Here is a 22,432-nt window from a genome sequence, read left to right on the forward strand (position 1 = left end):
TCTGTGGGAATGTAGGTCGCTGCCACTTTGAGTTTATAACCTCCAATCCTTTTACTCTTAGTCATTTTTCTTTTTATCAGGCTATTTTTCTGCGCTTTATTTTTCATTATGTGCAAATCTCGAGGTGCTTACATCTTAGCGGCATATTGGGCGGGACTTTGATATATCTTTCTGTCTGTGGCACAAGCTACCTGCTACAAATAATTATTCTTTCACCTCATAATGCAGTTTCAGTCCTTCCGAGGTCATTACGAATCCCGAGATGATGATCTTGCCTTCATGGACGAGTTTGTGGTGTTTTTTGCAGAGTGGTATGAGGTTGTACTTATGGTTTTTATGAAAATGGTCTATCTGTCCGTCACGGTTCGCCTCTTTCTGTTCGGCGATGTGATGTACGTCTTCCACATTGGCATCACATAATGCGCATTTACTAAGATAGAGTGCCTTGTTGTATTTGCTGCTTTTCTGCTTCTGCAGTTTTTTGATGTCGCTTCCTGAGCGGTTCAGGTCCTCTCTGATCCTCTGGGCAGTCTGAAGGAAGTTTTTGTCCATATGCAGTGATTTGGCGAACTCTAGTCCGTAGAGACTGTCTCCTTGTTCAAGCTGCAGTACTCTGTTGTAAATGAGTGTATCGTTGCTTTCGTCATACTTGATACCCAGGTGCAGGAAGATGAGATGATCGAGATGCTGCAGTTGTGGTATGTTTCCGAGTTGGTGCAGGTGTGTGGCAAAAATAAAGGTCGATTTCAGGGAGATCAGTTTGAGTATGGCGCTCGAGACAATGGCAAGGGCTGACTCTGTCTCTGTCCCTTGGCTGATCTCGTCTCCCAGGATCAATGAACGCTCATCTGCCCGATTGAAGATATTCTTAAGTTCGAGCATTTCAATGGCAAAGGTAGAAAGCCCTTTGTAGAGGTTGTCTTTGGAAACGATACGGGTGAAAAGTTTGTTGTAAAGTCCGAATCGCAGTTCTGCCGCCGGTACAAAGAAACCTGCCTGCGCCAGTACGATGGATAGACCGATACTTTTCATCAGAGAAGATTTTCCAGAGGAATTGATACCGTAGAGCAGTACGCCATAAACATCTTCCTCATCACTGGCATTGAGGGTTATATGATTATGTACCGGGTTATTATTTTCTCCGAGAAACATATCATTGGGCACATAGATGCCCCTTTCATCGTTAGCTTCTATGATGGGATGGCGCAGTCCAATCGCTTCATAGAAGTTCCCCTCTTCGATGATGGGGCGGGAGAGGTTCATACTTTTGCTGCATTTGGCATTGGAAATTGCTACATCAATGTTGGCAATGAAGGCAATAAGATTGTCGAGCAGCAGAGAAAAACGGTTTTCCAGCATATCGAGGCTTTCAAGGTAGCGTTGTTTGACAAGCGAGATTAATTTGACCTGTGCTGTTTCGTAAGAACGTGTTATTTCTTCAAAAAGCGGTGCCTGTACCTTGACGGTATTTTTGAGATATTTGTATTGAAAGTCTTTAAAAAAATGGTGCTGGTTGTCAATAGTGACAAATGAATTTTTCAGCTCTTTTTCTATCAGTGTAAAACGGTTCTTTGTCAGATTTAGATAGTATCCTTCGCTTTCGAGATAGCTTACTGTTGCATATTTTGTATTGCCGCTGAAGAGTTTGTCTTTGTTGAACAGGGTTTCTACATGCGCGGCAACCCTATCCATTTTATCAACCTCATATTGTTGCTTCTTGACAATAGTGTCAATAGTCGGGTAGATACCGCTTTTAAAGATGTTGTCATTGATCTGTTCGATACGGAAGCGGGCACAGACATTCAGCTCGAAGGTTTCTTCGAGTACGGTAAGCATTTCCCTGCTTTCATCGAGCAGTCTGCCGTCTATATCGAGTCCATTTTCTTTTGCGTCTTCAAGCAGTTTGAGGATCGACTCAAGTGACATGGCAATGTAAGTGAGTTCGACCGGATGGAGTTTTTGCAGTTTGATTCTCCGTGCGATACGCTCAAGATCGTAGATCTGTTTGAGGTGGGTTTCGAAACGGTCGATGTTCGGGAGCAGTTTTTCTGTCAGGGCATAACGTTCCTCAAGAAGTTCTCTGTCACATATAGGATTGAGCAGTCTCTCCTTGAGCAAACGTTTTCCAAAAGCCGTGGAGGTTTTGTCTATGAGGTCAAGCAGCGTAATGTCTGCAGGGTCACGGGATATCACCGAGAGCTGTTCCATGGCATTATTTCCGATGTACATATATCGATTATTGCCAAGAAATTGCGGCCGGTTCATCTTTTCGATGATACTTTCATCGTGTTCTATGATAAAGTCTATGAGAATAGCCAGAGACTCGGTAGTGTAGGGATGGCGTTCAAGATCCAGATATTCTATGGCAGAAAGAAATGAGTTGATCTCGAAGATACGGGTAAAGAGTTCGTTTTGAAAACCAATCTTGAAACGTTTGGTGTTGATACTGTAGTGTATAGAAGAGAGTTCAAGATAATGGATGATCCACTCCCTGTCTATCTCTTTGTTTTCTATGGTGATGATTACTTCGGAAGTGATGTATGTCTGCAGCAGGTTGAAGGCTTCATCCAGTGCATAGGTTTTGTCATCGCGTGTCGAGTGAATTTCATTGCAGATGGTTTTTCCCGTGCTGACATCGATTGCAGCGTATCCCACAGAATAGATACCGGTATTCTGGTCGATGATCAAAGAGACAATATTGTTCTCATTGGGCTCGGAAAGATATTCGAAATTGGTACCCGGAGAGATAATATTGGCTACATAGCGTTTGACGTTGGGCATTTCCCCCTTCTGCTTTATCACGATGATGGTGTATTTCTTGGTGGCAATGAGCCGTGAGAGGTAACGGTCAATCGATACTGCAGGCACCCCTGCAAGAAGAGGGTTCGAGAGAGAGTTCTCAAGTATGGCTTTGCTCTTACGGGTGAGCTGTATATTCAGCAGTTCGGCGATCTCTTTGGCTTTTCCGATCTTAAGGTCGTCGTTATTTACTTCATAGGTTTCAAAGAAAGTTCCGATCTCCATGAGCACAAGGGCATCCTTGCCGTACTTTTCTTCAAAGTAGCGCTGCAGATCAAAATAAACTTCTGTAAGAAGTTTATTTTTCTGGGAAAGTATTTCTGCTGCTCTGTCCACGGATCGCCCTCTTGTTTAATAGCATAGATTTTATCATGAGGCGCGTTAAATAAAGGTGAACCGCTTCACCTTTATAGCGCCGGAACCGAAACGGTCGGAGCGAAGCGAAGCCGTGTAGGCAAAAGCGTTAAGCAAGCATGAACTGCTACGTTTTATAAATCTTTTAGATAATTTGGGTATAATACTGTCCCATTTTATATCGATACAACCATGTTCTATTGAGATGAAAAATTCTAAAGGGAGTAAGCATATGCCAAAAATGAAAAGTGTAAAAGGCGCTGTAAAGCGTTTTAAAATAAAAAAAAGCGGCAAGATCAAAAGAGGGACTGCATATAGAAGTCACATTCTTACCAAAGTCGACGGCAAACACCACAGACAAATGAGAAGTTCCAAACATGTTGACGGCGCGGATGCTAAAAACATCAAAGAGATGATAAACTAAGATATTCTTAGTGATTCAGTACGATTTCCCCCGATCAGGGGCAAGTTCAAACAGAGAGAATGTTTGACACCGATTCTTAAGATTCTAAAAAGATAAGGTAAAGGAAAACCATGAGAGTAAAAACTGGTGTTGTAAGACACAGACGTCATAAAAAACTGTTAAAACAGGCAAGAGGGTTCTACAGCGGTAGAAGAAAACATTTCAGAAAAGCGAAAGAACAACTCGAGCGTTCACTCGTATATGCTTACAGAGATAGAAGACAGAAAAAAAGAGATTTCAGAAAACTCTGGATCGTTCGTATTAATGCGGCTGCAAGACTAAATGACTTGAACTATTCAAGATTCATGCATGGTCTTAAATTGGCAAATATCGAGCTTGACAGAAAGATCCTTGCCGATATGGCAATGAACAACCCTGAAACATTTACAAAAGTTGCAGATGCTTCAAAAGCTGCCTTGGCCAAATAAGCCACTGCGCTCTATCTTTTGAGGGGCCTTATTGTCCCCTCATCCCTTTTAATCTTCCCTTCCTATTTTACGTCTTTTGTAGTTTATCTGGATTTTACGGATGTTCCGTTAAGTTCCTGGACGACATTTTCAAGTTCTTTGACGTACCCTTGCATTTTTTTACCCATAATGTCAAGAAAACTTTTGGTTTTGTTCAGATCGATGTTGATATGTGTCTGATTGATTTCTATTCCTGCCTCTGTTTCATCGATAGTTCCGTTCTCAAGTTCTTTGTTCATCTGTTCAACTTTCACCTTCATTTGTTTTGCAAGCCGCTGAAAATAGCTTTTGCTTTTATTCATGTCGATAATGATCTTTCCGTCAGATGTTTTCCGGAAACCCATTTGGGCTAACTTGCTTTGCTTTTCATTCTCAGCTTCTTGCTTTTTCTGGGCTTCTTCTTTTGCTTTCAGCTCTTTGAGCAGTGCTTTTCTTGCCTGCTGTGCCACTTTGGCATCATGCTCTTTCTGGCTCTCCTGGCATCCTGAGAAAAAAAACAGTGAAGCGAGTATGAGGGAAACAAACGTATATTTCATGACAATATCCTCCTATAAGTGTGGTAATAGAGAGATATTATACTGTTATTTGTGTAGGATATGTGAAGTATGGGACCTTTTCAACAGAAAAAATCCCATGGAGGAAGAATTGTTAGGAAAAATTATTTTCCCCCGCCGCATTTCCCCTGACCGCATTTACCTGCAGCTTTTGGTTTTGCCGATTTATTGGCATCCGCTTTCTTGTCCATACCTGCTTTGCCTGAATCACATTTTCCGCTCTGGCATTTACCTGCCTGGCATTTCATGGTTTTTGGGGCTTCTTTGGCTACGCCTCCACATTTGGCATTTGCCATCGTCAGGGAAAGAGCCATTGCCGCTGTAAGTATAAGTCCTGCTTTAAGTATTTGTTTCATTGTATGTCCTTTAATTATATTATTGCTCGTCACCGAATATGAGGTGATCCAAGCTGAGTTTTCCGGCTCCAAATGAAGCGAAGATAGAGAGAAAGAGCAGATAATACAGAGGTATTTCAAAGCCATTGTCTCCTGCCGAGAATCCGTGTGCCAAATGTACGGTCGTTATCGCGACGATCATGACGACCATCAAAGGGATAGAAATGAGACGGGTAAAAAGGCCCAGTGTCAAGAGTATCACCCCCGAGAGTTCTGTCGTTGCTGCCATATAGGCATTCAGGGTAGGAAAAGGAATACCCATGGAGCCGAACCATGTTGCAATGGCTCCGATATCCGACCATTTCTGCATTGCCGGCTCATAGAACCCGTAAGCCACTGCCAGTCTTGCCAGAAAAAGCGAAAGACTCTGGCCGTGACTCAATATATTCTTTGCAAAGGGATAAATTGTTTTTAACATAGTTCACCTCCTGGGGCGGGTTCGTTCTTTAGCTGCCGCACTTTTTAGCGGCTGCTTTTGCATCACCGCATTTTTTTGCCATGGTTTTATCTGTTTTTTTGTCACCCTGGCATTTACCCGATTGGCATTTGCTGCCTACTGTAGCATCTTTGCTGTCAGTACAGCCTGTAAATGCAACAAGTGCCAATCCGACAAGTGACCCCAATAAGATCTTTTTCATTGTGTCTCCTTTCGATTCGGATAGATAGCTATCCTTTAGACAGTACGAAGTATAATCTTTTGTACGTGTAAGGTTTGTGTACTCTTCTACACTGTTGTTACACAGATATTTGGTATTATATTACCGCACCAACTAAATACCCAAAGGTTTGAGAGATCGAGATGAGGTGAGATGTGCGTGAAAAAATCTGAAGAACTGGCCGTAGTCAATTCAAAGATTTTTTTGCGTGCAGGTTGCCTCATATCGTTCTCCCCGACGGGTGCAGCACTTTCGCCCATACTCTGCGTTAGATTTTTTTGAATTCGCTAAGGCGAGTCCTTCAAAATCTGCCTTGATTATGAACGAAATTGCAGCATCAAACTTTTGGGTATTTAGTCGGTGTGGTAATAGAAGCATGATAAACAACAGAAAGTGACATAATATGAAACGAAGAAGTTTTTTAATACTGGGGTCATTGATCGGACTCTCTTCTACTATAAAAGCAAAATCACCTGATAGTTTTGGGAAAAGTTTTAAAGAAGTGGAAGCAACAATACGTGCAGTACAGGAACACATGTTCCCTTCTGGCACAGAATTGCCTTCCGCCAGAGAAATGAACGTAACAAAATTTCTTTTTGAAACGATATCTGACAGAACATACGACAAGGATATACGGGCTTTCGTAATTGAGGGGGCAAAGGAACTGCAGGTAAGGGAAAAAGGAAGATTTGCTTCGATGAGTCCCAGGGAAAAAGAGAAGGCCTTGCGTCGCTACGAGGAAAGCAGCTACGGACAGAACTGGCTTTCACGCATACTGACACTTACAATGGAAGGTATGTTCGGGGATCCTGTCTACGGATCCAATGTAAAAGAATACGGCTGGAAAGCACTGCATGCCTTTGGCGGACAGCCAAGACCCAAAAACAGGTATATAGAATTATGAATGAAACAGTTTTCGATGTAGTCATTGTAGGCTCCGGTGCGAGCGGTGGGGCAGTGGCATATACACTTTGTAATGCCGGATATAAAGTGGCTGTTCTTGAAAAGGGCAGACTGATCAACAGAGAAGAGTTCTCCAAAGATGAGATCGCCTATGCACGAAGAGATATTGTGACTCCCAGCCTTTTCGACGAGTACCATACCATCGAAGAAAAAGTGGATGGTCAGTGGATCGCAACCCCTACCTATGAATCAGGTTGGAGTTTCTGGAACGGTAATATAGTAGGAGGTTCTTCCAATTTCATGAGTGGTATGCTGCACCGTATGCACCCCGATGACTTCCGTCTGAAAAGCAAATATGGCGCGATCGATGGTGCCAATGTAGCGGACTGGCCAATTTCATATGAGGATCTTGAGCCTTATTATGCCAAAGCGGAAGAGATCATAGGTATCTCGGGCCACTTTGAAGCCCATCCTTTTGAGCCGCCGCGGAGCAGAAAAAACTTTACGCAGCCTCCGACAAAAGAAAATATGGTTGTCAAACTGCTTGACAAAAGCTGTCAATCATTGGGTGTTAAATCACTGGTGACCCCGCGTGCGGTTCTCTCCCGGGATAAAGGAGACCGGAATGCCTGTTACTACTCCAACTTCTGCGGCAGCTACGGGTGTTCTTCCGGTGCCAAGGGAAGTGCCAGAGAAGCATTGCTCAAACCGGCTTTGGCTACCGGTAACCTGACCCTCATGAGCAACAGTTATGTCAAAAAACTGCATGCCGGAAAAAAAGACGAGGTGGAGTATGCCATCGTTATTGATGCGATCACAGGGAAAGAGAAAAAGGTCCGGGGCAGGTTTTTTGTTGTTGCGGCACAGGCGCATGAAAGTGCCAGGCTGCTTCTCAATTCTGCCAACAGGCATCATCCTGACGGTCTTGCCAACAGCAGCGGCACACTGGGGAAGAACCTGATATTCTCTGCGGGTGGTTCAGGGCAGGGAGAACTGCATAAAGATGCGCTCAAGGAGATCAAGTTCGAGGAATTGATGCAGACGGGGCTTTTTGTCAACCGCTCTATTCTTGACTGGTATTTTATAGATCACTGGTGGGATGGAAAATTCAAAGGGGGGCTGGTAGAATTTATGTTCGAGCATCAGAATATTATTTCACGCGCCCGAAAGAACAATGAGGAAGAAGGAAAACTGGTCTGGGGCAAGGCACTTGGTGAAAAACTTGTCAAGCGGTTTACTCTGCAGAAAAGTATCCGGTTCGAGATCTTTAATGACTGGTTGCCCAATGACAACTGTTTTGTCTCTTTGGATCCGACATATAAAGACAAATATGGTATGCCTGTGGGCAAACTTCGTGTTGAGGGACACCCCCATGACTTGAAGGTGGGAAACTATATTTCCAAAAAATGTGTCAAAATCCTTGAAGAGATGGGAGCAAAGAACATTGATGCTTCTGTTTCGGCTGCTCCGCCTCAGAACCTGGTTGCCGGGGGCTGCCGGTTCGGTACAGACCCTTCTATATCCGTATTGAATGCCGAATGCCGTGCACATGATGTAAAGAATCTTTATGTTGCAGATGCCTCCTTCATGCCTACAGGAGGTTCTGTTCCCTATACCTGGACCATTTATGCCAATGCCTTCCGAGTGGCTGATCATATTCTTAAAGCATTATGATCATATTATAAAATAAACTATGATAATTTTATATTATTTAAGTTCATTTTAAACCTGTGTTTATGATTCATTAATTAAATGCCGTTACAATTCGGGGTATATTTTTTAGTATTAAGCAAATGGATACTGAACTATAAAAGAGGAGGATTTATTGAAAAGGATTTCTACACTACTGTTTATACTGACCTTAGGGACAGCATCACTAAGTGCCGCAGGAAAAACGGCTAAACATACGATAAAGAGCGGAGATACACTTTATTCTATCGCCCACAAGAATCATATTGCTATTGCAAAACTCAGAAAGATCAATCATCTTCCAAAAGGGGCCACCCTGAAGATCGGCAGTGTGCTGAAGGTACCTTCCTCTTCAAAACATAGGAAGAAATCTGCGGCTCTTGCGAAAAAAAGTAAAAAACATTCTATAAAATACTCCAAGAATACCAAGCATCATACCGAAAGAAAACTGGCGCTGGCACTCAAGGGCATCAAATCCCGCAAACTGTCAAAGGTCAGAAATCACAGCAAGTTTGTTCTGTCTGATATCATCTTTAACAAAAGCGGCCGGTCAAGTGTAAAGGGAAAAAAGCTGATTGCCCTTGCCAAACAGAAGCTCGGCAGAAGGTATGTATGGGGAGCAACCGGACAGAAAAATACGTTTGACTGTTCAGGGCTTACTTCGTATGTATGCAAGAAAAACGGTATCAATATTCCAAGAAGAGCAATTGCACAATCAAAATATGGTAAATATGTAAGCCGAAGCCACTTAAAGCCCGGAGATCTTATTTTCTTTGATACTTCCAAACATCGCAGAGGCTATGTGAATCATGTCGGAATCTATATCGGACACAATAAGTTCATCCACGCAAGTTCAGCAAAGAAGAAAGTGATTATCACCAGTTTGAGCAAGCCTTTTTATTCGCAAAGATTCAAACTTGGAAGAAGGGTCGGAGCATAAATTCCAATCCTCTTTTGTCTCCCTGCCTCTGTAACGCGGAGGCAGTTTAACTATTCCTGTTCATACATCTTCCTATCCTTCGTAACTTTCATATCAGGTAGAAATTGTTAATTTTTGATTTACTTATGAAAACAAGTGACCAAAATTATAGTTTAAAGCTATGGCTGCAATACAGCGTTATAATTCTAATAATTTCATATTAAATAACTTTAAATTCTATTAATTTTTTGTTAATTTAAGGTTGGACTTAAGGTTAATTGCTTAAACTGTTTGCACATGTTTTGTTTGGACAAACATAAATTAAAGGAGTTAAACATGAAAAAAATTGTATCTTTGTCAGTAATGGCAGCGGCAGCGACGAGCTTTGCATTTGGTTCTACAGCAGATGATATCGCAAATCTTCAGGCCCAAATCGATAAATTAAAAGTAAAGCAGGGTAAAATCAATGCCCAGTCGGCACATGACAATATTAAATGGAATGTAGATTTTAGAACTGCATATGACAATATCAATTACGATATGGCAAACGGCAGTTCCGTCGGCAATGACGCACTGTTGAGTATGAGACTCTGGCTGAATATGGCTTATTCGCCAGATGAGCGCAATGTATTCAAAGGCCAGCTTTCCATGAACAAAGCGTTCGGTGCTGATTTTGGTACTGCCAATGGTCAGACGAGAGCCCTTAGTATGGGTGGAATGTTTGACTGGACTGCGAATGAAGCGTTGACAGACAATTCCCTTAAAGTAAGACAGGCATACTGGCTGTATCTTGGTGACAAAGCGTTTGGTGCAGATATTCCCTGGACATTCTCTATCGGTAGAAGACCTTCAACAAACGGTTTCCTTGCAAACCTTAGAGAAGACGATGCTGCTCAGTCTCCGCTTGGTCATGTGATCAATGTTGAATTCGACGGTTTGAGTTCCAAGCTTGACCTTTCCAACGTTACCGGTATTCCGGGTATGTCATTCAAAATTTGTCTGGGATACGGTTCAACCAATGCACAGCCATTGTTTACAAATGCAACACCGTATGCAGATACTGAAAATAATATTGACGATATCAAATTAGGCGGATTTATCTTTGAACCCTATAATGACGGTCAGTTCATTGTAAAAACAACCTGGTATAAAGCGTTTGACCTTCCGGGACAGGACCAGCCGACTCCAATTATATCTGGTAACCCTATGAACCCATCTGTCTCACTTGGTATTGACCCAAATTTCCACCAGTATGGTGATATGCAGGGTGCGGCGCTGTCTGTACTCGTTGACGGCATTACCGAAGACGGTTACTTTGCCGATGCCAAAGTATTCGGTTCATTCGCATGGAGCCAGACAGATCCATATGCAGGTTCCCAAATGCTTGGTTCCTCAGACAGCAAGTCAGGTACTTCCTGGTGGGTCGGTACACAGCTCCCTGTAGGCGATGATGCCCAATACGGTGTGTTCGGCCTTGAATATAACCATGGTTCTCAGTACTGGAGACCATTTACCTATGCAGAAGATACAATGATCGGTTCCAAGATCGCTGCACGCGGTGATGCATGGGAAGCATACTTCACATACCAGATCAACGATGCCTTGAGTCTTCAGGCAAGATATACAGACATTTCTTATGACTATACGGGAAGTAACGGATTCTTCGGAGACCTTTCTGGTAATGCTATGAAGATTGATGATATTAAGCAGGGTGCGGCAGCCTTTAGTGCAATGGGTGGTACGGTTGATGCAACAGGTGCTCATAACCTCGGTGTTGTTACAGGTAACTTAATGGCGCAAGGGATGCCTCAGGCGCAGGCGCAGCAGGTTGCAGGTCAAATGGCAGGTGCTGCATTATTTGCTCCACAAGTTGTGGAAAAAGCACAAGACTTCAGATTCTACCTCAGATACAGATTCTAAAACTTTTTTCACGAAGGGATCTTCTCCCTTTGTGAATTGCTTCTTGCACGGCATACGTTAAATACAAATTTTCTTTTTATCTTTCTAAATTTTTTTTATCATTATATCCTGCTTATATAGGCTTTACGGGTTTATACGCCATCTACCCAAAGACCTAAATTTGGATTAAAGAAGTTCGGTTATAATAGTTATACTCAATGGCGGATATGCTTTAAGTACCGTATAATAGGCATTTGTTATGTTTGTCTTTAGCAAAAGTTATATGGTTTTTGAAGTATGTTTTTCATAGAAAACAGACTAAAGGAACACAATGAAAAATCTGATCAAAGGTTTACTGGTAACACTACTTGTAGTGTCAGGATTGATAGCTGGCGAAGCTAATCATGTGAGAGTATTTACAATGGATAACAGCAACGGAAAAATAACTCCGGCGACTATTCAGGCTGCTTTTGAAAAAGAAGGTATGATGGTAGAGGCGAATAACGATATGAATACGCCTTTTAAAAGAGACTTTAAAGTGACATACTATGATGTATACAATCTGATGGTTCTTTGGGATAAAGATACCTTTAGAAAGCTGGCAGTCAAATATCCGAAGATTGCACTTTTTACACCGCTGAGCATGTCTATCTATACCAAAAAAGGTGATAAAACTATTTCTGTTGCTTCTCTTTCTCCTGCAGGGATTGCTGCTATGACCGGTATCCCCGCGAATGAGCCTGCCCTGGTTGCACTTGGAAAAAAGATCGAAAAAGCGCTGAAAACAGCAATGCCAAAAGGTAAATTCGTCAATATGCCATATAAAATGGTTAAGGCAGAAGGGCCTCTGATCCATGAAGCAAGCTTCAAAGTAGGTAAAGAGTGGGAAGATGAAAAAGATGACCTTGAAATGGCATTTGAAGGTGAATTGGCACCCAATGGTTTTGTCAGTCCTGCATTTGTAGATCTTAACTATGATCTTGATGAACATGACATTGATGCCTATCAATTCTTTGATGCCTATTCTATCTGTAAAATCAAAGTGATCTATACTGTATCACAAAAACACCCTGAAGCGGGAGCTCTTGCACCATGTACAATGTATCTTTACCTGAAAAAGGATGATAACACGATTCATATGGCATTCCCGACAGTATATAAATGGTTTAGTGCACTGGATATCAAAGATAAAGCATCAAGAGATGTACTTTTGGATGCACAGAAAAAATTTGAAGCTATTTTAAAGAAGATTACCAAATAGTTTTCCTTCAAACGTTCTCTCCTTTCCGGAGAGGATTTCTTTTATTGCCCTCTTTTTTAACCAGGAATGTATTTCCACTTTATAACAGGCTGAGGTTTATCCTCTGTATCAATGCTGTATGACAAGGCAGGAAATGAAAAAAACAGGATGAAGGCAAAGCATCTTCTGCCTTCCGGGAGCCATATCGTTTGGAAGCAGAAGAATGATTTGATGTAAAAAGACGTATACGGAAGCCTACTCTGCTTCGAGCACTGCTCCGTGACTTGCATTGGTCACTAATGCTCTGTATTGTCTGAGCCATTTACTTTTCAGCGGTTTAACGATCGGTTTGAATTTGTCTTTTCTTTCTGCAATCTCTTCAAATGTGAGTTTTGCTTCCAGGATATAATTGTCTACATCAAGATGAATTTCATCGCCGTCTTCCAGCAGACCTATCAGGCCACCTTCCGCTGCTTCAGGGCTTACGTGCCCGATACTTGCGCCTCTGGTCGCCCCCGAGAATCTGCCATCGGTGATCAGTGCGACCTTGTCCCCGAGACCCATACCCATGATCAGGCTGGTTGGGCTGAGCATCTCCTGCATTCCAGGACCTCCCTTTGGACCTTCATAGCGGATCACTACGACATTGCCGGCTTTTACTTTTCCGCTCAAAATACCCTCAATAGCATCATCCTGGGAGTCAAAACAGACAGCGGTCCCTGTAAAGACCCTGTCTCCTATGATCCCTGCGGTTTTAATGACGGCTCCCTGTTCTGCCAGGTTTCCGTAGAGGATCGCCAAACCGCCTACTTCGGAGTAGGGGTTGTCAATGGTATGGATGATGTTCGTATCGAGGATCTTGGTATCTCTGATACGTTCGTAAAGAGTCTCTCCCGTCACAGTGAGATTATCCATAAGAATGTCATTTCCGCGTTTATGCATTTCATGCATAACAGCACTGACACCTCCGGCTGTATTGATGTCTTCCATATGCACAGTTGTCAGTGATGGAGAGATCTTTGCAATATGTGAAACCCTTTGTGAAATGGCATTGACATCTTCAAGGTTGAAGTCCACTTCTGCCTCTTTTGCAATGGCAAGCATATGCAGGACTGTATTGGAAGAACCGCCCATTGCCATATCTACAGCAAAAGCATTACGCACAGCATTTTCATTCAAAATATTTTTCATACGGAATTTTTCACGCTGTGCCGCTTCAGATTTTGCGATTTCACAGATGCGTTTTGCCGCTTTTTTGTAAAGCGCTGTCCTCTCCGGAGTCAAAGCGAGGATAGTGCCGTTGCCCGGCAGTGCGATCCCCATGGCTTCCATCAGCGTATTCATGGAATTTGCAGTGAACATTCCAGAGCATGACCCGCCGCTCGGGCAGGCATTGCATTCCATTTCAGTCAGTGTTTCCTGTGTGATCTCGCCTGCTTCAAATTCGCCTACCCCCTCAAAGACAGTAGCAAGATCGATAGGTGTACCGTCATCCATATGTCCTGCCGCCATCGGACCGCCGGAAACAAATACGGTAGGAACATCTACGCGCAGCGCGCCCATGATCATTCCCGGAACGATCTTGTCACAGTTGGGAATCGCGATCATGGCATCAAGCTTGTGTGCATTCATGACTGTTTCTATGGAATTGGCGATGATCTCCCGGCTTGGCAGTGAATAAAGCATTCCGTCATGGCCCATGGCAATACCGTCATCGACACCGATCGTATTGAACTCGAAAGGGACACATCCGTTGGCGCGTATCTCCGCCTTGATGACTTCCGCTACTTTGTTTAGAAAATAGTGTCCCGGGATCAATTCAATAAAAGAGTTGGCGACACCAATGAATGGCTTGTCAAAATCTTCATCTCTCAAGCCGGTTGCACGCAGCAGACTTCTATGCGGGGCACGGTTGTACCCTTTTTTTATTTCATCACTTCTCATGGGAAAGCCTTTGTTATGATTTTAATTAGTGTAAAGATTATAGCACTTTCGTATTCAAAAAAAGATAAGATGTTTCCTCTAAATCTTAAATCTCTGCAAAAATCTTTCTTTTCTCTTTACATTCAATCCTTTTTTAGCTATAATCTCACTCCAATTTTAGCTTAAACTCTATTATTGTATGGATATGCGGGCGTAGCTCAGCGGTAGAGCATAACCTTGCCAAGGTTAGGGTCGACGGTTCGATCCCGTTCGCCCGCTCCAAAAAAAATAAAAAAATAAAATGTTTAATAAACATGGTACCTGCAATGCCCGGGTGGTGGAATGGTAGACACAGGGGACTTAAAATCCCCCGGTCATTGTGACCGTGCCGGTTCAAGTCCGGCTCCGGGTACCATTTGACGGTACATCAAATGGTACACGATTGTTCTGCTTCGCGCAGGGCTCAAACGGTTAGCCGTTTTTTAGTGTACCTGATTTGATGTGCTGTCAAATCATTTTCTATGGAACCATCGCCAAGTTGGTAAGGCTGCAGCCTGCAAAGCTGCCATTCGCCGGTTCGAGTCCGGCTGGTTCCTCCATAAATGTCATTTTTATCTTTTTAAGATAGAATTGCATACTTCTTTTTACTGTCGGGAGATGTCAGAGCGGTTGAATGTGCCGGTCTTGAAAACCGGTGAGGGTAATACCTCCGGGGGTTCGAATCCCCCTCTCCCGGCCATCCATTTTAAACAATCCAAACTAAGTCCCAATACAGTGTAACTTGAGAGCATTTAAGCTATTTTACTATTCTCGTTCTCCCCACGTATTCTCCACATCAAAGTACAATCCAGAGCATGGAGTGAAAACAAAAGATATTTCAACAGATACTCTTAGAAAGATACTGCACCGCCTTCATGATAGAGGGATCATTACAATCGCTGGAAGAGGGGGGAGTTTAAGTGTATAGAGCCTTTTAGAGAGATGCTTTTTGTTTACGGCTCTCTCAAAAAAGGCTTTGACAACAACCATCATCTGTTAAACAAATATGCCAAAATCACCCGACCCCTTATTCTTAATTTATACTCTTATACAGCTATTTCGCCTAATCCAAACTCTACTTTAAATTCGGTTGCTTTCACCTCAGGTATCACTCTGTTTTTTTCTTTATGCAACGCTACAATGCCATATCTCTCCAATGTCTTCAGCGTACGAGACAAATTAGACTTTTTTCTGCCTGTCATCTCCTCAAGTTCTGCAAGAGAAGCAGGTTTCTTATCTAAAATTGTTCTAAGAAGCCGTCTGTTCTCATTACTGAGGATCTGAGACATAGACTTCAGAGACTCGAACCAAATTTTCGGTTCATTCTTCTTTGGCGTGTATTCGCCTCTTGCTATAGCCATCGTTCTTTGCTTGTATGCCTCTTTAGACATAATCCCTATATAGATTGTTTTAGCTCTCATATTCACTCCTAATTGTGTTCCATATACTGTTCAACGCTGTTCCAAAAATCTTCTATAAGCTGCACTGCCGACTCAAACTCATAAGGGAAAGTTTCCATTCTTTTATGCAGATGATCCCAGGTCTCTTTCTTTGCACCATATTTACCTTTTCTTGGCTTGAAACTGTGTGCATTGTCATAACCTATAACCCTATGATTACTTTTGTCGTGCAAAGTAAGAGAGTACCTGATACCATGAGGTATTTCTTTACTGACCTCTACCTTTTTGGCTTCAAACTTGACCCAGTATTGATTATCCATAGGAAATATCTCACCGTCAAGCATCAGCAAGTTTTCAAGATCATTCACTAGAGTCCTTTTAGTTATCATGGGATGATAACATGTTTTGTATGCTTTGTCAATAATTTTAATACTCCCAAATTGATTTTGCTTCACTCTGATCACTAAAGTACAGGATATGGCATAGCCTTCTTTTCGGGAAGTTGCGAGATCTAATACCTGTTTAAGGTTGTTTTCATATAATAAATCAACATATATGATAAAGGATAAATATGAATACTATATCTATCTCAGAAATACAGAGAAATCTTCATAAATTGGACAATTTTGATATTGTTGAAGTGGTAGACAAGAAGCGTCATCAGGTAAAAGGATATTTTCTCGATAAAAAATACCATGATGTCGTAGAAGCGCTTTTCCAGGAAAAAATGAATAAAAACCGGAAAAAACTTGATGCATTGGAAAGTTTGGGAACTTATGCTTTGGGCGGCAATGATATAGATGAGATCAAAGAGCAGATGTATGATGATAAGTAAGATTTTTTTTGATGCAAATATCATTCTGGATCTGATTGACAGCGACAGGGGAAACATCGAAGATGCGCGTACTTTGGTCTATAAAGCACTGACAAAAGGCATAACACTTTACACTTCATGTGATATTTTGAGTAATGTCTATTATGTTGCCAGACGAAAGATAAAAAAGGCCTCGCTTGTAGAAGAGATGTTGAGATTGATCGAGATTTTTGAAATTATACCGATAGATGGATCTGCAGCGGAAAATGCATTACTGGAAAATCAAAAAAACAGTGCTTTGGATTTTGAAGATCTTTTGCAAAGAGGGTGTTCCGAAAGGGCACAATGCGAAATGATAGTGAGCAACGATAAAAAATTTGTATCAGGCACGATCAAAGTGTTTTCTACAAAAAAGGCTTTGGAACATCTGTAATAATTTGATGTATTAGCCAATTGTACGGCAATTGACCCAGAGTCTCCTATGCTACAGCCTGCAGTCGTATTCCAAAGGCATTTAGTACTTTTATAACAGTTTCAAATTTGGGTTTTGCCCCTGCACGGAATGTCTTATAGAGACTCTCCCGTCCCAGGCCGGTTTCTTTCGCTATCTGCGTCATACCCTTTGCTTTGGCAATATGGCCTATGGCTCTCAAAAACTCCTCATTGTCGCCGTCTTCCAACACTTGAGAAAGATATTCGGCTATTGCTTCATCGCTGTCAAGATACTTCGCAATATCAAAAGGTATCAATTCATTGCTCATTGTCATACTCCTTTAGCAATACGTCCTTTCATATCTTTAAGTTTTAACAGCCACTTAGAGAAAAGATCTGTTTCTTTTATCTTATACATAATTAGTGTATCCTAAAAGATACAATTTGTCAAGGTAAATGATATGCATATATTTCTCCGTATTTAAATAAGATTATTTTAGCTGTTCATTTCTGGAAGTATTTAAAATATGACACATTGTCATATTTTATGATGATAAGTATGGTTTTGGAACATTTTGAAATAATCCGGTATGGATTTTAGACCATAGTATTGTGATTCTTACCCTTTCAGGTCGATAATCCATGCATCCGGAACGGCATAGGCAATGACCTCCCGGGCCAGGTTGCACCAGTGTGCTGTGCGGTCGAGTATGGCGGAGTCACAGCTGACGACGATGTGTCTGCTCTCTGTCAGCAGTGCATCGGTGCGGTCTGTCGTTTCGGTGGTGAAGGGCCAGTTGTGTGTATCGCCCACCTGTTGAACCATTCCGGCAAGCCTGCCGCTGTTGGAAACGGGCCTGTCAAAAAGCCAGTTGACCTGCTTTGGATGATGTTCGGCCAGCAGATTGCCGATGAGTTCAATGGCGGGGAGCGTCTCTTCGACCGGCCTGTAACTGCCGTAAACGGAGGAAAGGTCACGGTAGCAGCCATCCAGACAGTCAAATACGGCACCGCCTCCAAGAGCGGTTTCGATGGTAATGATGAGATTGAACCCGTCAATGAGGATCTCACGCCCCTTCAGCGCCTCCAGGCCGACACGCTTCGACTGCCGCGCCGCGATCTTGCCATCCGCACAGGCTATCCGCCCGACGGCAAGTCTCTGACGCGTACTGAGCTGATGATGGTCACCCACCAGTGTCAATGCGGCTTTCATACTGTATCTCCGGCCAAGCAGCCATGACAGCTCTTCGACAGCCGTCGCAAGTTTCGGCAGCTGGCTTTTGGCAAAATACTCAGTATCTTTGGGATGGACACCGCGATGGCGCAGGGGCATGTATATTCCTTTTTAGAGGTTCTTCTTTGGTTTATTCTATCATATCCTTTTGGAGAAAGTGTTTTTTAATATAGCCCCTTTTGATAGTATCACCAGACCCCTTGCCTCCATTTTCAGTTTCGGTATCAGGATTAAAGTTATTTTAATGTGATACCGTATATAATACCATTATGGCAAATATTGTAATAGACACAAATGTATTACTCGCTGCTGTTTTTTCAAATAGAGGAGCTAGTTATAAATTATTATCTATCATAGACAGTGAAAAATTTACAGTAAATATTTCTATTACTCTTTTATATGAATATGAAGAGATATTAAAATTAAAATCTAAGTTGGGTACATCCTATGTAAATGCCATTTTAGATTATATTTGTTTAATTGGGAAGAAAAACAGTATCTTCTATCTTTGGAGACCCAAGTTAAAAGATGTGGATGATGACTTTTTATTGGAACTTGCAGTCAAATCAAACTCCATTATAGTTACACTCAATGGTAAAGATTTTAAACCTGCTTCAGAGTTTGGTATTAAAGTTATGACACCTAAAGAATTTTTACAACATATAGGAGAAATATCATGAAAACAATGAGTTTAAGAATGCCTGACTATTTAAAAAATGCTGTCAATGATGTCTGTGCAAATGAAAAAATCTCACTCAATCAATTTATAGTCAATGCTTTAAGTGAAAAAGTTTCTGCTTTACAGACTTTAGACATCATAGAAAAAAGAGCTGAAAGGGCTTCAAAAGAGTCATTTTTAGAGGCTTTAAGTAAAGTACCAAGTGTTGAACCTGATGAAAGAGATAAATTATAGAATCAGAGTATTCCTTGCTTCTTATCTGATGCAAGAAGGTGGAGTAAGTGTTTATCTAATAGTGAAACGATAAATTTAATCTAGCCTGTCCCCATTTGCTTTGCCTTTGTCCCCATTTGCTGTAATCAAATTGCACTTTTGGGTTACATTACGGGTGCGAAAGGATCTAAAATGTTTGTACGAAGTCCCGCGTTTGAAAATGGCGATCAGATACCTTCCGAATATGGCTGTCACGGGAGTGATGTTTCGATCCCTCTGATCTTTGAAAATGTGCCGGAGGGTACGCGTTCTCTGGCTTTGATCATGGATGATCCGGATGCTCCGGCAGGTATCTTTGTGCATTGGGTAGCATACAATATACCCTCTGACCTGCAGGGGTTACCGGAAAATATCCCCGGTGCACCGCTGCTGGCTGACGGCATCAGACAGGGTATCAATGATTTTGGCACCATAGGATATGGCGGCCCGTGCCCTCCTGACAGGCCTCACAGATATTTCATCAAACTTTACGCGCTCGATGTTCCTCTTGAGTTAGATCCGGGCCTCAGCAAAGAGCAGCTGCTTTGGGTTATGAGAGGACATGTGATAGAAGAGGCTGAACTGATGGGGATCTATGCCCGCTAAGGCATATGTCGGTACCTCTTTTCCACTAAAAATATTTGGGTCATGACAATGTATCAAACTGTTTATATTGCATATGATTTTTGAAGTATTATTATTTCAAGTTTGCTGTAGAAGGGTTGATAAGGCGAGTTATCATTATCACTGACCCTTAAATTTTTAAATTCAGGTGGTGGTGAAGAGGGGTAGGAGATGAGTTGTCATTGTCACCTGGCACCTTTTTTCTTCACTTGACCCCTTTGCCCTTTGACTCATTTCATTTCACTTGACCAAATGTGTACCCTGCAAAAAGCTCTCTTACCTTCATCCTCTGCTCGGTGATCTCTTGAAGCGTTGCTCAGTACGTTTTGGATTTTTAAAAATCTCGGTGACACGTTTTGGTGTGTAATCTTTGTCTATTTATGCTAATTAGATATAATTTATTACTGTAGTTGTAAATAGCTAATGATACCACACCATCAAATGAAAGTATCATCAAGGAAAGTGGGTGTATTTTGAAAAAAAACGAGAAAATAACCAAAGTTGATTATGCGTTTGAACGTATTAAGAAAGTATTGAAGGTCGGTACATATAAATCATGCTTGGAATATCTTGGCATAAAAAGAGGGACATTTGATACATGGAAAAGCCGCGGCGAGATACCTGACTCAAAACTTTACAAAATAGCATCAAAGCTTGGTGTTAGTAAAGAATGGCTTGAATTTGATGATGGTGTAATGCTTGCAGGAGAAGGACAAGGCGCAGTGAGAGATCAAGGGAGGTGGTATGGACACAAGGAGATCGTTTTACCTTACTATTCTGAAAACTATGCCAGTGCCTGCGGCAGTGCATTCAACGGGTTTGATGCGAGTTCGCCTGTGAGCATCAGCCGCGATTTGCTACAATCGTACTTCGGGATATCTGCTGCGAAAGGGCAGCACCCCATCACCAAAGAGTACACGTTTATATGCGACAACCCGGACGTAGCCGACATCACATTCATCATCGACGAGAGCAGCGACTGCAAGTTCATTGGCCGTGTGGTCGGCAGTATGGGAGTGGTGTGATAATGGTTCAGATAGATCTGCTTGACGCGCTACGTCCTGTGCGACTAAATGTACCAGATAGAGATGGCAGGTTTTTTGTGCTTGTGGAAGCGAGTGACGGCTGCATATACCAGGTCAAGTTCAATACACCAAACACTACTTCAAACCAAAATGAATTTATAGGGTACATGATTGCCAAAGAGTGTGGTGTTCCTGCTATAGACGGAGCATTGCTTAAAATCGACAAGACAGTATTTGATAGCATTATTAATAGGGTGTCCAAATATAAAGTTGTGCCGCCTGTTGATATTTATAGACAAAATATCATGTTTGGTGTTTTATGGAAAGATGTGAGTGTTACACCGCAGACGAATGAACAGCTGTCGGTGATGATTGATGGTTGCAGAAACAAGCAATCCTTTTACTCCATATTCCCCTATGATCAATACCTTAGAAACTATGATAGGCAGCCTTTTAATCACTTGATACTTCTGGAGGGAGCAAACAGAAAACCGACATTCTACGCTGCTATAGATACAGACAGGATATTCGGTAACCTAAACTGGGATCGCGCAGCTTATGAAAAAGAGCTTTACGACTGTTTCCACGAGTCTTTTCATGATTTTCTCTACAGTCTCATAGATGATAGCTCTTTTACAAATATCTTTCGTAGTGCCGGGAAAATAGACTGTATACCGGATGACTACTTGCACAACATTGTAGATACAGTTGATAGACTCTATGTCTGCGATAATGATAAACTTGCTATAATTAGAGAGTTTCTTGTTGATCGGAAAGTTCAGATCATTGACAAATGCGCAAAAGCTTTGTGCTTTAAAAATGTGCGCCAAAAGGGGCTTTAAATGTTGGATTTTATTAATGACAAAACGACAAATACATTAAGAACAATCCTTTACGCCCCTATACGCCTACACATAACAGGTACAGGCGAAACTATCAATATAGGCGTGTCTTTGACTGATGGAGACGAGTATGTATTCAAAACGATTCCATCATTCGACACGATAGACAAATGTGTACATATAGAAAATACCAGAGCATTCGATTTTGTTCTAAAGCAGATTAACGAAAAATACCATCACCCAGATGTTGCGTCACGTGTGCATGTTTCAAAAACAATATATATAGATGAAGCCGTACCGTACATGGCGTCCGATGATCTTCATGCCACAGCAGAGAAACTCTTTGAACAGATGGTTACAATCTATGAGCCACGTACAATAAAAAATAATGATAGATCATCTAATGCTATCGTGTCGCATATTAAAATGATAGCCTCGGATCGATTCAATGACCATATTGTTTTTAGAAAACATATTCAGGAAGCATTTAACAAGCAGATAGATACCGTGGTTGAAAACGATGAGCGCAATCCTATAGTGCTTGGAGAGGTGTGCTCCCCCGTGGTTTCCTCTTTTCATCATGATGTTGCAACATCTATTATGGCGCTTGAAATGTCCATGCGTATGGTTGCCTCAACCCTACTGTATATGCCGGCATACAGAGGGTTGAAGTCGTCAGTTGTAGACACTTACCGGTATGCCATGCAAACAGCAAGAGAGAAAAGAATAGAGGTGATAGATACGACTGATGCTGATGAGTTTGCTGGGATAATTGCAGACGTCGCGGCCGCTAATGGAGTCATCATTGAGACTGGCCAATAGTATGATGA

At 42.0% G+C, this 22,432-nt stretch carries 25 protein-coding genes and 4 tRNA genes; 19 read left to right on the top strand and 10 right to left on the bottom strand.

The window, feature by feature from the left end; all coding sequences use genetic code 11:
• Nucleotides 1-204: 204 nt before the first annotated feature.
• Nucleotides 205-3,135 carry a DNA mismatch repair protein gene (locus tag F8L24_RS00860; protein ID WP_294951010.1) on the bottom strand — a complete coding sequence of 977 codons (2,931 nt, stop codon included), beginning with the start codon at nt 3,133-3,135 and terminating at the stop codon, nt 205-207.
• 250 nt (nt 3,136-3,385) lie between these two features.
• Here F8L24_RS00860 and rpmI point away from each other — a divergent pair, with 250 nt between their 5' ends.
• Nucleotides 3,386-3,577: a 50S ribosomal protein L35 gene (gene rpmI, locus F8L24_RS00865; RefSeq protein ID WP_294951011.1), complete on the top strand. Its 192-nt coding sequence runs from the start codon at nt 3,386-3,388 to the stop codon at nt 3,575-3,577.
• A 110-nt stretch (nt 3,578-3,687) separates the two neighbouring features.
• Nucleotides 3,688-4,044, top strand: a complete 357-nt coding sequence (gene rplT / locus F8L24_RS00870) for a 50S ribosomal protein L20 (RefSeq protein ID WP_294951012.1) — start codon at nt 3,688-3,690, stop codon at nt 4,042-4,044.
• A gap of 83 nt (nt 4,045-4,127) precedes the next feature.
• Here the strand turns inward: rplT and F8L24_RS00875 are convergent, their stop codons facing one another.
• The 4 genes from F8L24_RS00875 to F8L24_RS00890 form a co-directional block, all read right to left on the bottom strand.
• The gene (locus tag F8L24_RS00875; protein WP_294951013.1) at nt 4,128-4,619 is read right to left on the bottom strand and encodes a hypothetical protein; all 492 of its coding nucleotides are present in this window, start codon (nt 4,617-4,619) and stop codon (nt 4,128-4,130) included.
• 122 nt (nt 4,620-4,741) lie between these two features.
• The gene (locus F8L24_RS00880) at nt 4,742-4,993 is read right to left on the bottom strand and encodes a hypothetical protein (RefSeq protein WP_294951014.1); all 252 of its coding nucleotides are present in this window, start codon (nt 4,991-4,993) and stop codon (nt 4,742-4,744) included.
• Between the two features lie 19 nt (nt 4,994-5,012).
• Nucleotides 5,013-5,450, bottom strand: coding sequence for a DoxX family protein (locus F8L24_RS00885; protein WP_294951015.1), 438 nt, complete (start codon nt 5,448-5,450; stop codon nt 5,013-5,015).
• 28 nt (nt 5,451-5,478) lie between these two features.
• Nucleotides 5,479-5,670: a hypothetical protein gene (locus tag F8L24_RS00890; protein WP_294951016.1), complete on the bottom strand. Its 192-nt coding sequence runs from the start codon at nt 5,668-5,670 to the stop codon at nt 5,479-5,481.
• A gap of 421 nt (nt 5,671-6,091) precedes the next feature.
• On the opposite strand from F8L24_RS00890, the gene F8L24_RS00895 reads away from it, so the two are divergent.
• The 5 genes from F8L24_RS00895 (at nt 6,092) to F8L24_RS00915 (ending at nt 12,359) form a co-directional block, all read left to right on the top strand.
• Nucleotides 6,092-6,592 (top strand): gluconate 2-dehydrogenase subunit 3 family protein, encoded by a 501-nt coding sequence (locus F8L24_RS00895; RefSeq protein WP_294951017.1) that lies wholly within the window; start codon nt 6,092-6,094, stop codon nt 6,590-6,592.
• Nucleotides 6,589-8,265 (top strand): GMC family oxidoreductase, encoded by a 1,677-nt coding sequence (locus F8L24_RS00900; protein WP_294951018.1) that lies wholly within the window; start codon nt 6,589-6,591, stop codon nt 8,263-8,265. Before F8L24_RS00895 ends, F8L24_RS00900 begins: the two co-directional genes overlap by 4 nt.
• A gap of 151 nt (nt 8,266-8,416) precedes the next feature.
• Nucleotides 8,417-9,220 carry a C40 family peptidase gene (locus F8L24_RS00905; protein WP_294951019.1) on the top strand — a complete coding sequence of 268 codons (804 nt, stop codon included), beginning with the start codon at nt 8,417-8,419 and terminating at the stop codon, nt 9,218-9,220.
• 315 nt (nt 9,221-9,535) lie between these two features.
• Nucleotides 9,536-11,119: a DUF3373 family protein gene (locus F8L24_RS00910; protein WP_294951020.1), complete on the top strand. Its 1,584-nt coding sequence runs from the start codon at nt 9,536-9,538 to the stop codon at nt 11,117-11,119.
• Nucleotides 11,120-11,429: 310 nt separating this feature from the next.
• Complete coding sequence (locus F8L24_RS00915) at nt 11,430-12,359, top strand: DUF302 domain-containing protein (protein WP_294951021.1); 930 nt, start codon at nt 11,430-11,432, stop codon at nt 12,357-12,359.
• A gap of 234 nt (nt 12,360-12,593) precedes the next feature.
• Here F8L24_RS00915 and ilvD read toward each other — a convergent pair whose 3' ends face one another.
• Nucleotides 12,594-14,282, bottom strand: coding sequence for a dihydroxy-acid dehydratase (gene ilvD, locus F8L24_RS00920; RefSeq protein WP_294951022.1), 1,689 nt, complete (start codon nt 14,280-14,282; stop codon nt 12,594-12,596).
• A 186-nt stretch (nt 14,283-14,468) separates the two neighbouring features.
• Between ilvD and F8L24_RS00925 the strand changes: the two genes are divergently transcribed.
• The 4 genes from F8L24_RS00925 (at nt 14,469) to F8L24_RS00940 (ending at nt 15,000) form a co-directional block, all read left to right on the top strand.
• Nucleotides 14,469-14,543: transfer RNA gene (locus tag F8L24_RS00925), tRNA-Gly, on the top strand.
• A gap of 46 nt (nt 14,544-14,589) precedes the next feature.
• Nucleotides 14,590-14,676 (top strand) — tRNA-Leu (locus tag F8L24_RS00930).
• Between the two features lie 108 nt (nt 14,677-14,784).
• Nucleotides 14,785-14,860 (top strand) — tRNA-Cys (locus F8L24_RS00935).
• 52 nt (nt 14,861-14,912) lie between these two features.
• Nucleotides 14,913-15,000, top strand: a tRNA-Ser gene (locus F8L24_RS00940).
• A gap of 346 nt (nt 15,001-15,346) precedes the next feature.
• On the opposite strand, the gene F8L24_RS00945 is transcribed toward F8L24_RS00940, so the two are convergent.
• Nucleotides 15,347-15,721 (bottom strand): MarR family transcriptional regulator, encoded by a 375-nt coding sequence (locus F8L24_RS00945; protein WP_294951023.1) that lies wholly within the window; start codon nt 15,719-15,721, stop codon nt 15,347-15,349.
• A gap of 8 nt (nt 15,722-15,729) precedes the next feature.
• Nucleotides 15,730-16,068 carry a DUF6516 family protein gene (locus F8L24_RS00950; RefSeq protein WP_294951024.1) on the bottom strand — a complete coding sequence of 113 codons (339 nt, stop codon included), beginning with the start codon at nt 16,066-16,068 and terminating at the stop codon, nt 15,730-15,732.
• A 203-nt stretch (nt 16,069-16,271) separates the two neighbouring features.
• On the opposite strand from F8L24_RS00950, the gene F8L24_RS00955 reads away from it, so the two are divergent.
• Nucleotides 16,272-16,535 carry a hypothetical protein gene (locus tag F8L24_RS00955; protein ID WP_294951025.1) on the top strand — a complete coding sequence of 88 codons (264 nt, stop codon included), beginning with the start codon at nt 16,272-16,274 and terminating at the stop codon, nt 16,533-16,535.
• Nucleotides 16,525-16,947 carry a type II toxin-antitoxin system VapC family toxin gene (locus tag F8L24_RS00960; protein ID WP_294951026.1) on the top strand — a complete coding sequence of 141 codons (423 nt, stop codon included), beginning with the start codon at nt 16,525-16,527 and terminating at the stop codon, nt 16,945-16,947. The genes F8L24_RS00955 and F8L24_RS00960 overlap by 11 nt, the downstream gene beginning before the upstream one ends.
• Before the next feature lie 46 nt (nt 16,948-16,993).
• Here F8L24_RS00960 and F8L24_RS00965 read toward each other — a convergent pair whose 3' ends face one another.
• Together F8L24_RS00965 and F8L24_RS00970 are read right to left on the bottom strand one after the other, a co-directional pair.
• A complete protein-coding gene (locus F8L24_RS00965) occupies nt 16,994-17,275 on the bottom strand; it encodes an addiction module antidote protein (protein WP_294951027.1) in 282 nt (93 codons plus the stop codon).
• 290 nt (nt 17,276-17,565) lie between these two features.
• Nucleotides 17,566-18,279 (bottom strand): DUF434 domain-containing protein, encoded by a 714-nt coding sequence (locus F8L24_RS00970; protein WP_294951028.1) that lies wholly within the window; start codon nt 18,277-18,279, stop codon nt 17,566-17,568.
• A gap of 170 nt (nt 18,280-18,449) precedes the next feature.
• Between F8L24_RS00970 and F8L24_RS00975 the strand changes: the two genes are divergently transcribed.
• The 6 genes from F8L24_RS00975 (at nt 18,450) to F8L24_RS01000 (ending at nt 22,424) form a co-directional block, all read left to right on the top strand.
• Complete coding sequence (locus F8L24_RS00975; RefSeq protein ID WP_294951029.1) at nt 18,450-18,860, top strand: putative toxin-antitoxin system toxin component, PIN family; 411 nt, start codon at nt 18,450-18,452, stop codon at nt 18,858-18,860.
• Nucleotides 18,857-19,093 carry a CopG family transcriptional regulator gene (locus F8L24_RS00980; protein ID WP_294951030.1) on the top strand — a complete coding sequence of 79 codons (237 nt, stop codon included), beginning with the start codon at nt 18,857-18,859 and terminating at the stop codon, nt 19,091-19,093. Before F8L24_RS00975 ends, F8L24_RS00980 begins: the two co-directional genes overlap by 4 nt.
• A 171-nt stretch (nt 19,094-19,264) precedes the next feature.
• Nucleotides 19,265-19,717 carry a YbhB/YbcL family Raf kinase inhibitor-like protein gene (locus F8L24_RS00985; protein ID WP_294951031.1) on the top strand — a complete coding sequence of 151 codons (453 nt, stop codon included), beginning with the start codon at nt 19,265-19,267 and terminating at the stop codon, nt 19,715-19,717.
• 491 nt (nt 19,718-20,208) lie between these two features.
• Nucleotides 20,209-20,760: a helix-turn-helix domain-containing protein gene (locus tag F8L24_RS00990; RefSeq protein WP_294951032.1), complete on the top strand. Its 552-nt coding sequence runs from the start codon at nt 20,209-20,211 to the stop codon at nt 20,758-20,760.
• A gap of 2 nt (nt 20,761-20,762) precedes the next feature.
• Complete coding sequence (locus F8L24_RS00995; protein ID WP_294951033.1) at nt 20,763-21,602, top strand: hypothetical protein; 840 nt, start codon at nt 20,763-20,765, stop codon at nt 21,600-21,602.
• On the top strand, nt 21,603-22,424 hold the full coding sequence (locus F8L24_RS01000) for a hypothetical protein (RefSeq protein ID WP_294951034.1): 822 nt from the start codon (nt 21,603-21,605) through the stop codon (nt 22,422-22,424).
• Nucleotides 22,425-22,432 lie beyond the last annotated feature (8 nt).

The organism is Sulfurovum sp. (genome assembly GCF_015493435.1).
Classification (GTDB): Bacteria; Campylobacterota; Campylobacteria; order Campylobacterales; family Sulfurovaceae; genus Sulfurovum.

Bases quoted from the DNA above. Each gene is read 5' to 3' on its own strand.
- F8L24_RS00945 (WP_294951023.1), bottom strand. From the start codon at position 15,721: ATGAGAGCTAAAACAATCTATATAGGGATTATGTCTAAAGAGGCATAC.
- F8L24_RS00895 (WP_294951017.1), top strand. From the start codon at position 6,092: ATGAAACGAAGAAGTTTTTTAATACTGGGGTCATTGATCGGACTCTCT.
- rplT (WP_294951012.1), top strand. From the start codon at position 3,688: ATGAGAGTAAAAACTGGTGTTGTAAGACACAGACGTCATAAAAAACTG.
- rpmI (WP_294951011.1), top strand. From the start codon at position 3,386: ATGCCAAAAATGAAAAGTGTAAAAGGCGCTGTAAAGCGTTTTAAAATA.
- F8L24_RS00900 (WP_294951018.1), top strand. From the start codon at position 6,589: ATGAATGAAACAGTTTTCGATGTAGTCATTGTAGGCTCCGGTGCGAGC.
- F8L24_RS00995 (WP_294951033.1), top strand. From the start codon at position 20,763: ATGGTTCAGATAGATCTGCTTGACGCGCTACGTCCTGTGCGACTAAAT.
- F8L24_RS00885 (WP_294951015.1), bottom strand. From the start codon at position 5,450: ATGTTAAAAACAATTTATCCCTTTGCAAAGAATATATTGAGTCACGGC.
- F8L24_RS00960 (WP_294951026.1), top strand. From the start codon at position 16,525: ATGATAAGTAAGATTTTTTTTGATGCAAATATCATTCTGGATCTGATT.
- F8L24_RS00965 (WP_294951027.1), bottom strand. From the start codon at position 17,275: ATGAGCAATGAATTGATACCTTTTGATATTGCGAAGTATCTTGACAGC.
- F8L24_RS00890 (WP_294951016.1), bottom strand. From the start codon at position 5,670: ATGAAAAAGATCTTATTGGGGTCACTTGTCGGATTGGCACTTGTTGCA.
- F8L24_RS01000 (WP_294951034.1), top strand. From the start codon at position 21,603: ATGTTGGATTTTATTAATGACAAAACGACAAATACATTAAGAACAATC.
- F8L24_RS00980 (WP_294951030.1), top strand. From the start codon at position 18,857: ATGAAAACAATGAGTTTAAGAATGCCTGACTATTTAAAAAATGCTGTC.
- F8L24_RS00880 (WP_294951014.1), bottom strand. From the start codon at position 4,993: ATGAAACAAATACTTAAAGCAGGACTTATACTTACAGCGGCAATGGCT.
- F8L24_RS00915 (WP_294951021.1), top strand. From the start codon at position 11,430: ATGAAAAATCTGATCAAAGGTTTACTGGTAACACTACTTGTAGTGTCA.
- F8L24_RS00985 (WP_294951031.1), top strand. From the start codon at position 19,265: ATGTTTGTACGAAGTCCCGCGTTTGAAAATGGCGATCAGATACCTTCC.
- F8L24_RS00910 (WP_294951020.1), top strand. From the start codon at position 9,536: ATGAAAAAAATTGTATCTTTGTCAGTAATGGCAGCGGCAGCGACGAGC.
- ilvD (WP_294951022.1), bottom strand. From the start codon at position 14,282: ATGAGAAGTGATGAAATAAAAAAAGGGTACAACCGTGCCCCGCATAGA.
- F8L24_RS00970 (WP_294951028.1), bottom strand. From the start codon at position 18,279: ATGCCCCTGCGCCATCGCGGTGTCCATCCCAAAGATACTGAGTATTTT.
- F8L24_RS00875 (WP_294951013.1), bottom strand. From the start codon at position 4,619: ATGAAATATACGTTTGTTTCCCTCATACTCGCTTCACTGTTTTTTTTC.
- F8L24_RS00955 (WP_294951025.1), top strand. From the start codon at position 16,272: ATGAATACTATATCTATCTCAGAAATACAGAGAAATCTTCATAAATTG.
- F8L24_RS00975 (WP_294951029.1), top strand. From the start codon at position 18,450: ATGGCAAATATTGTAATAGACACAAATGTATTACTCGCTGCTGTTTTT.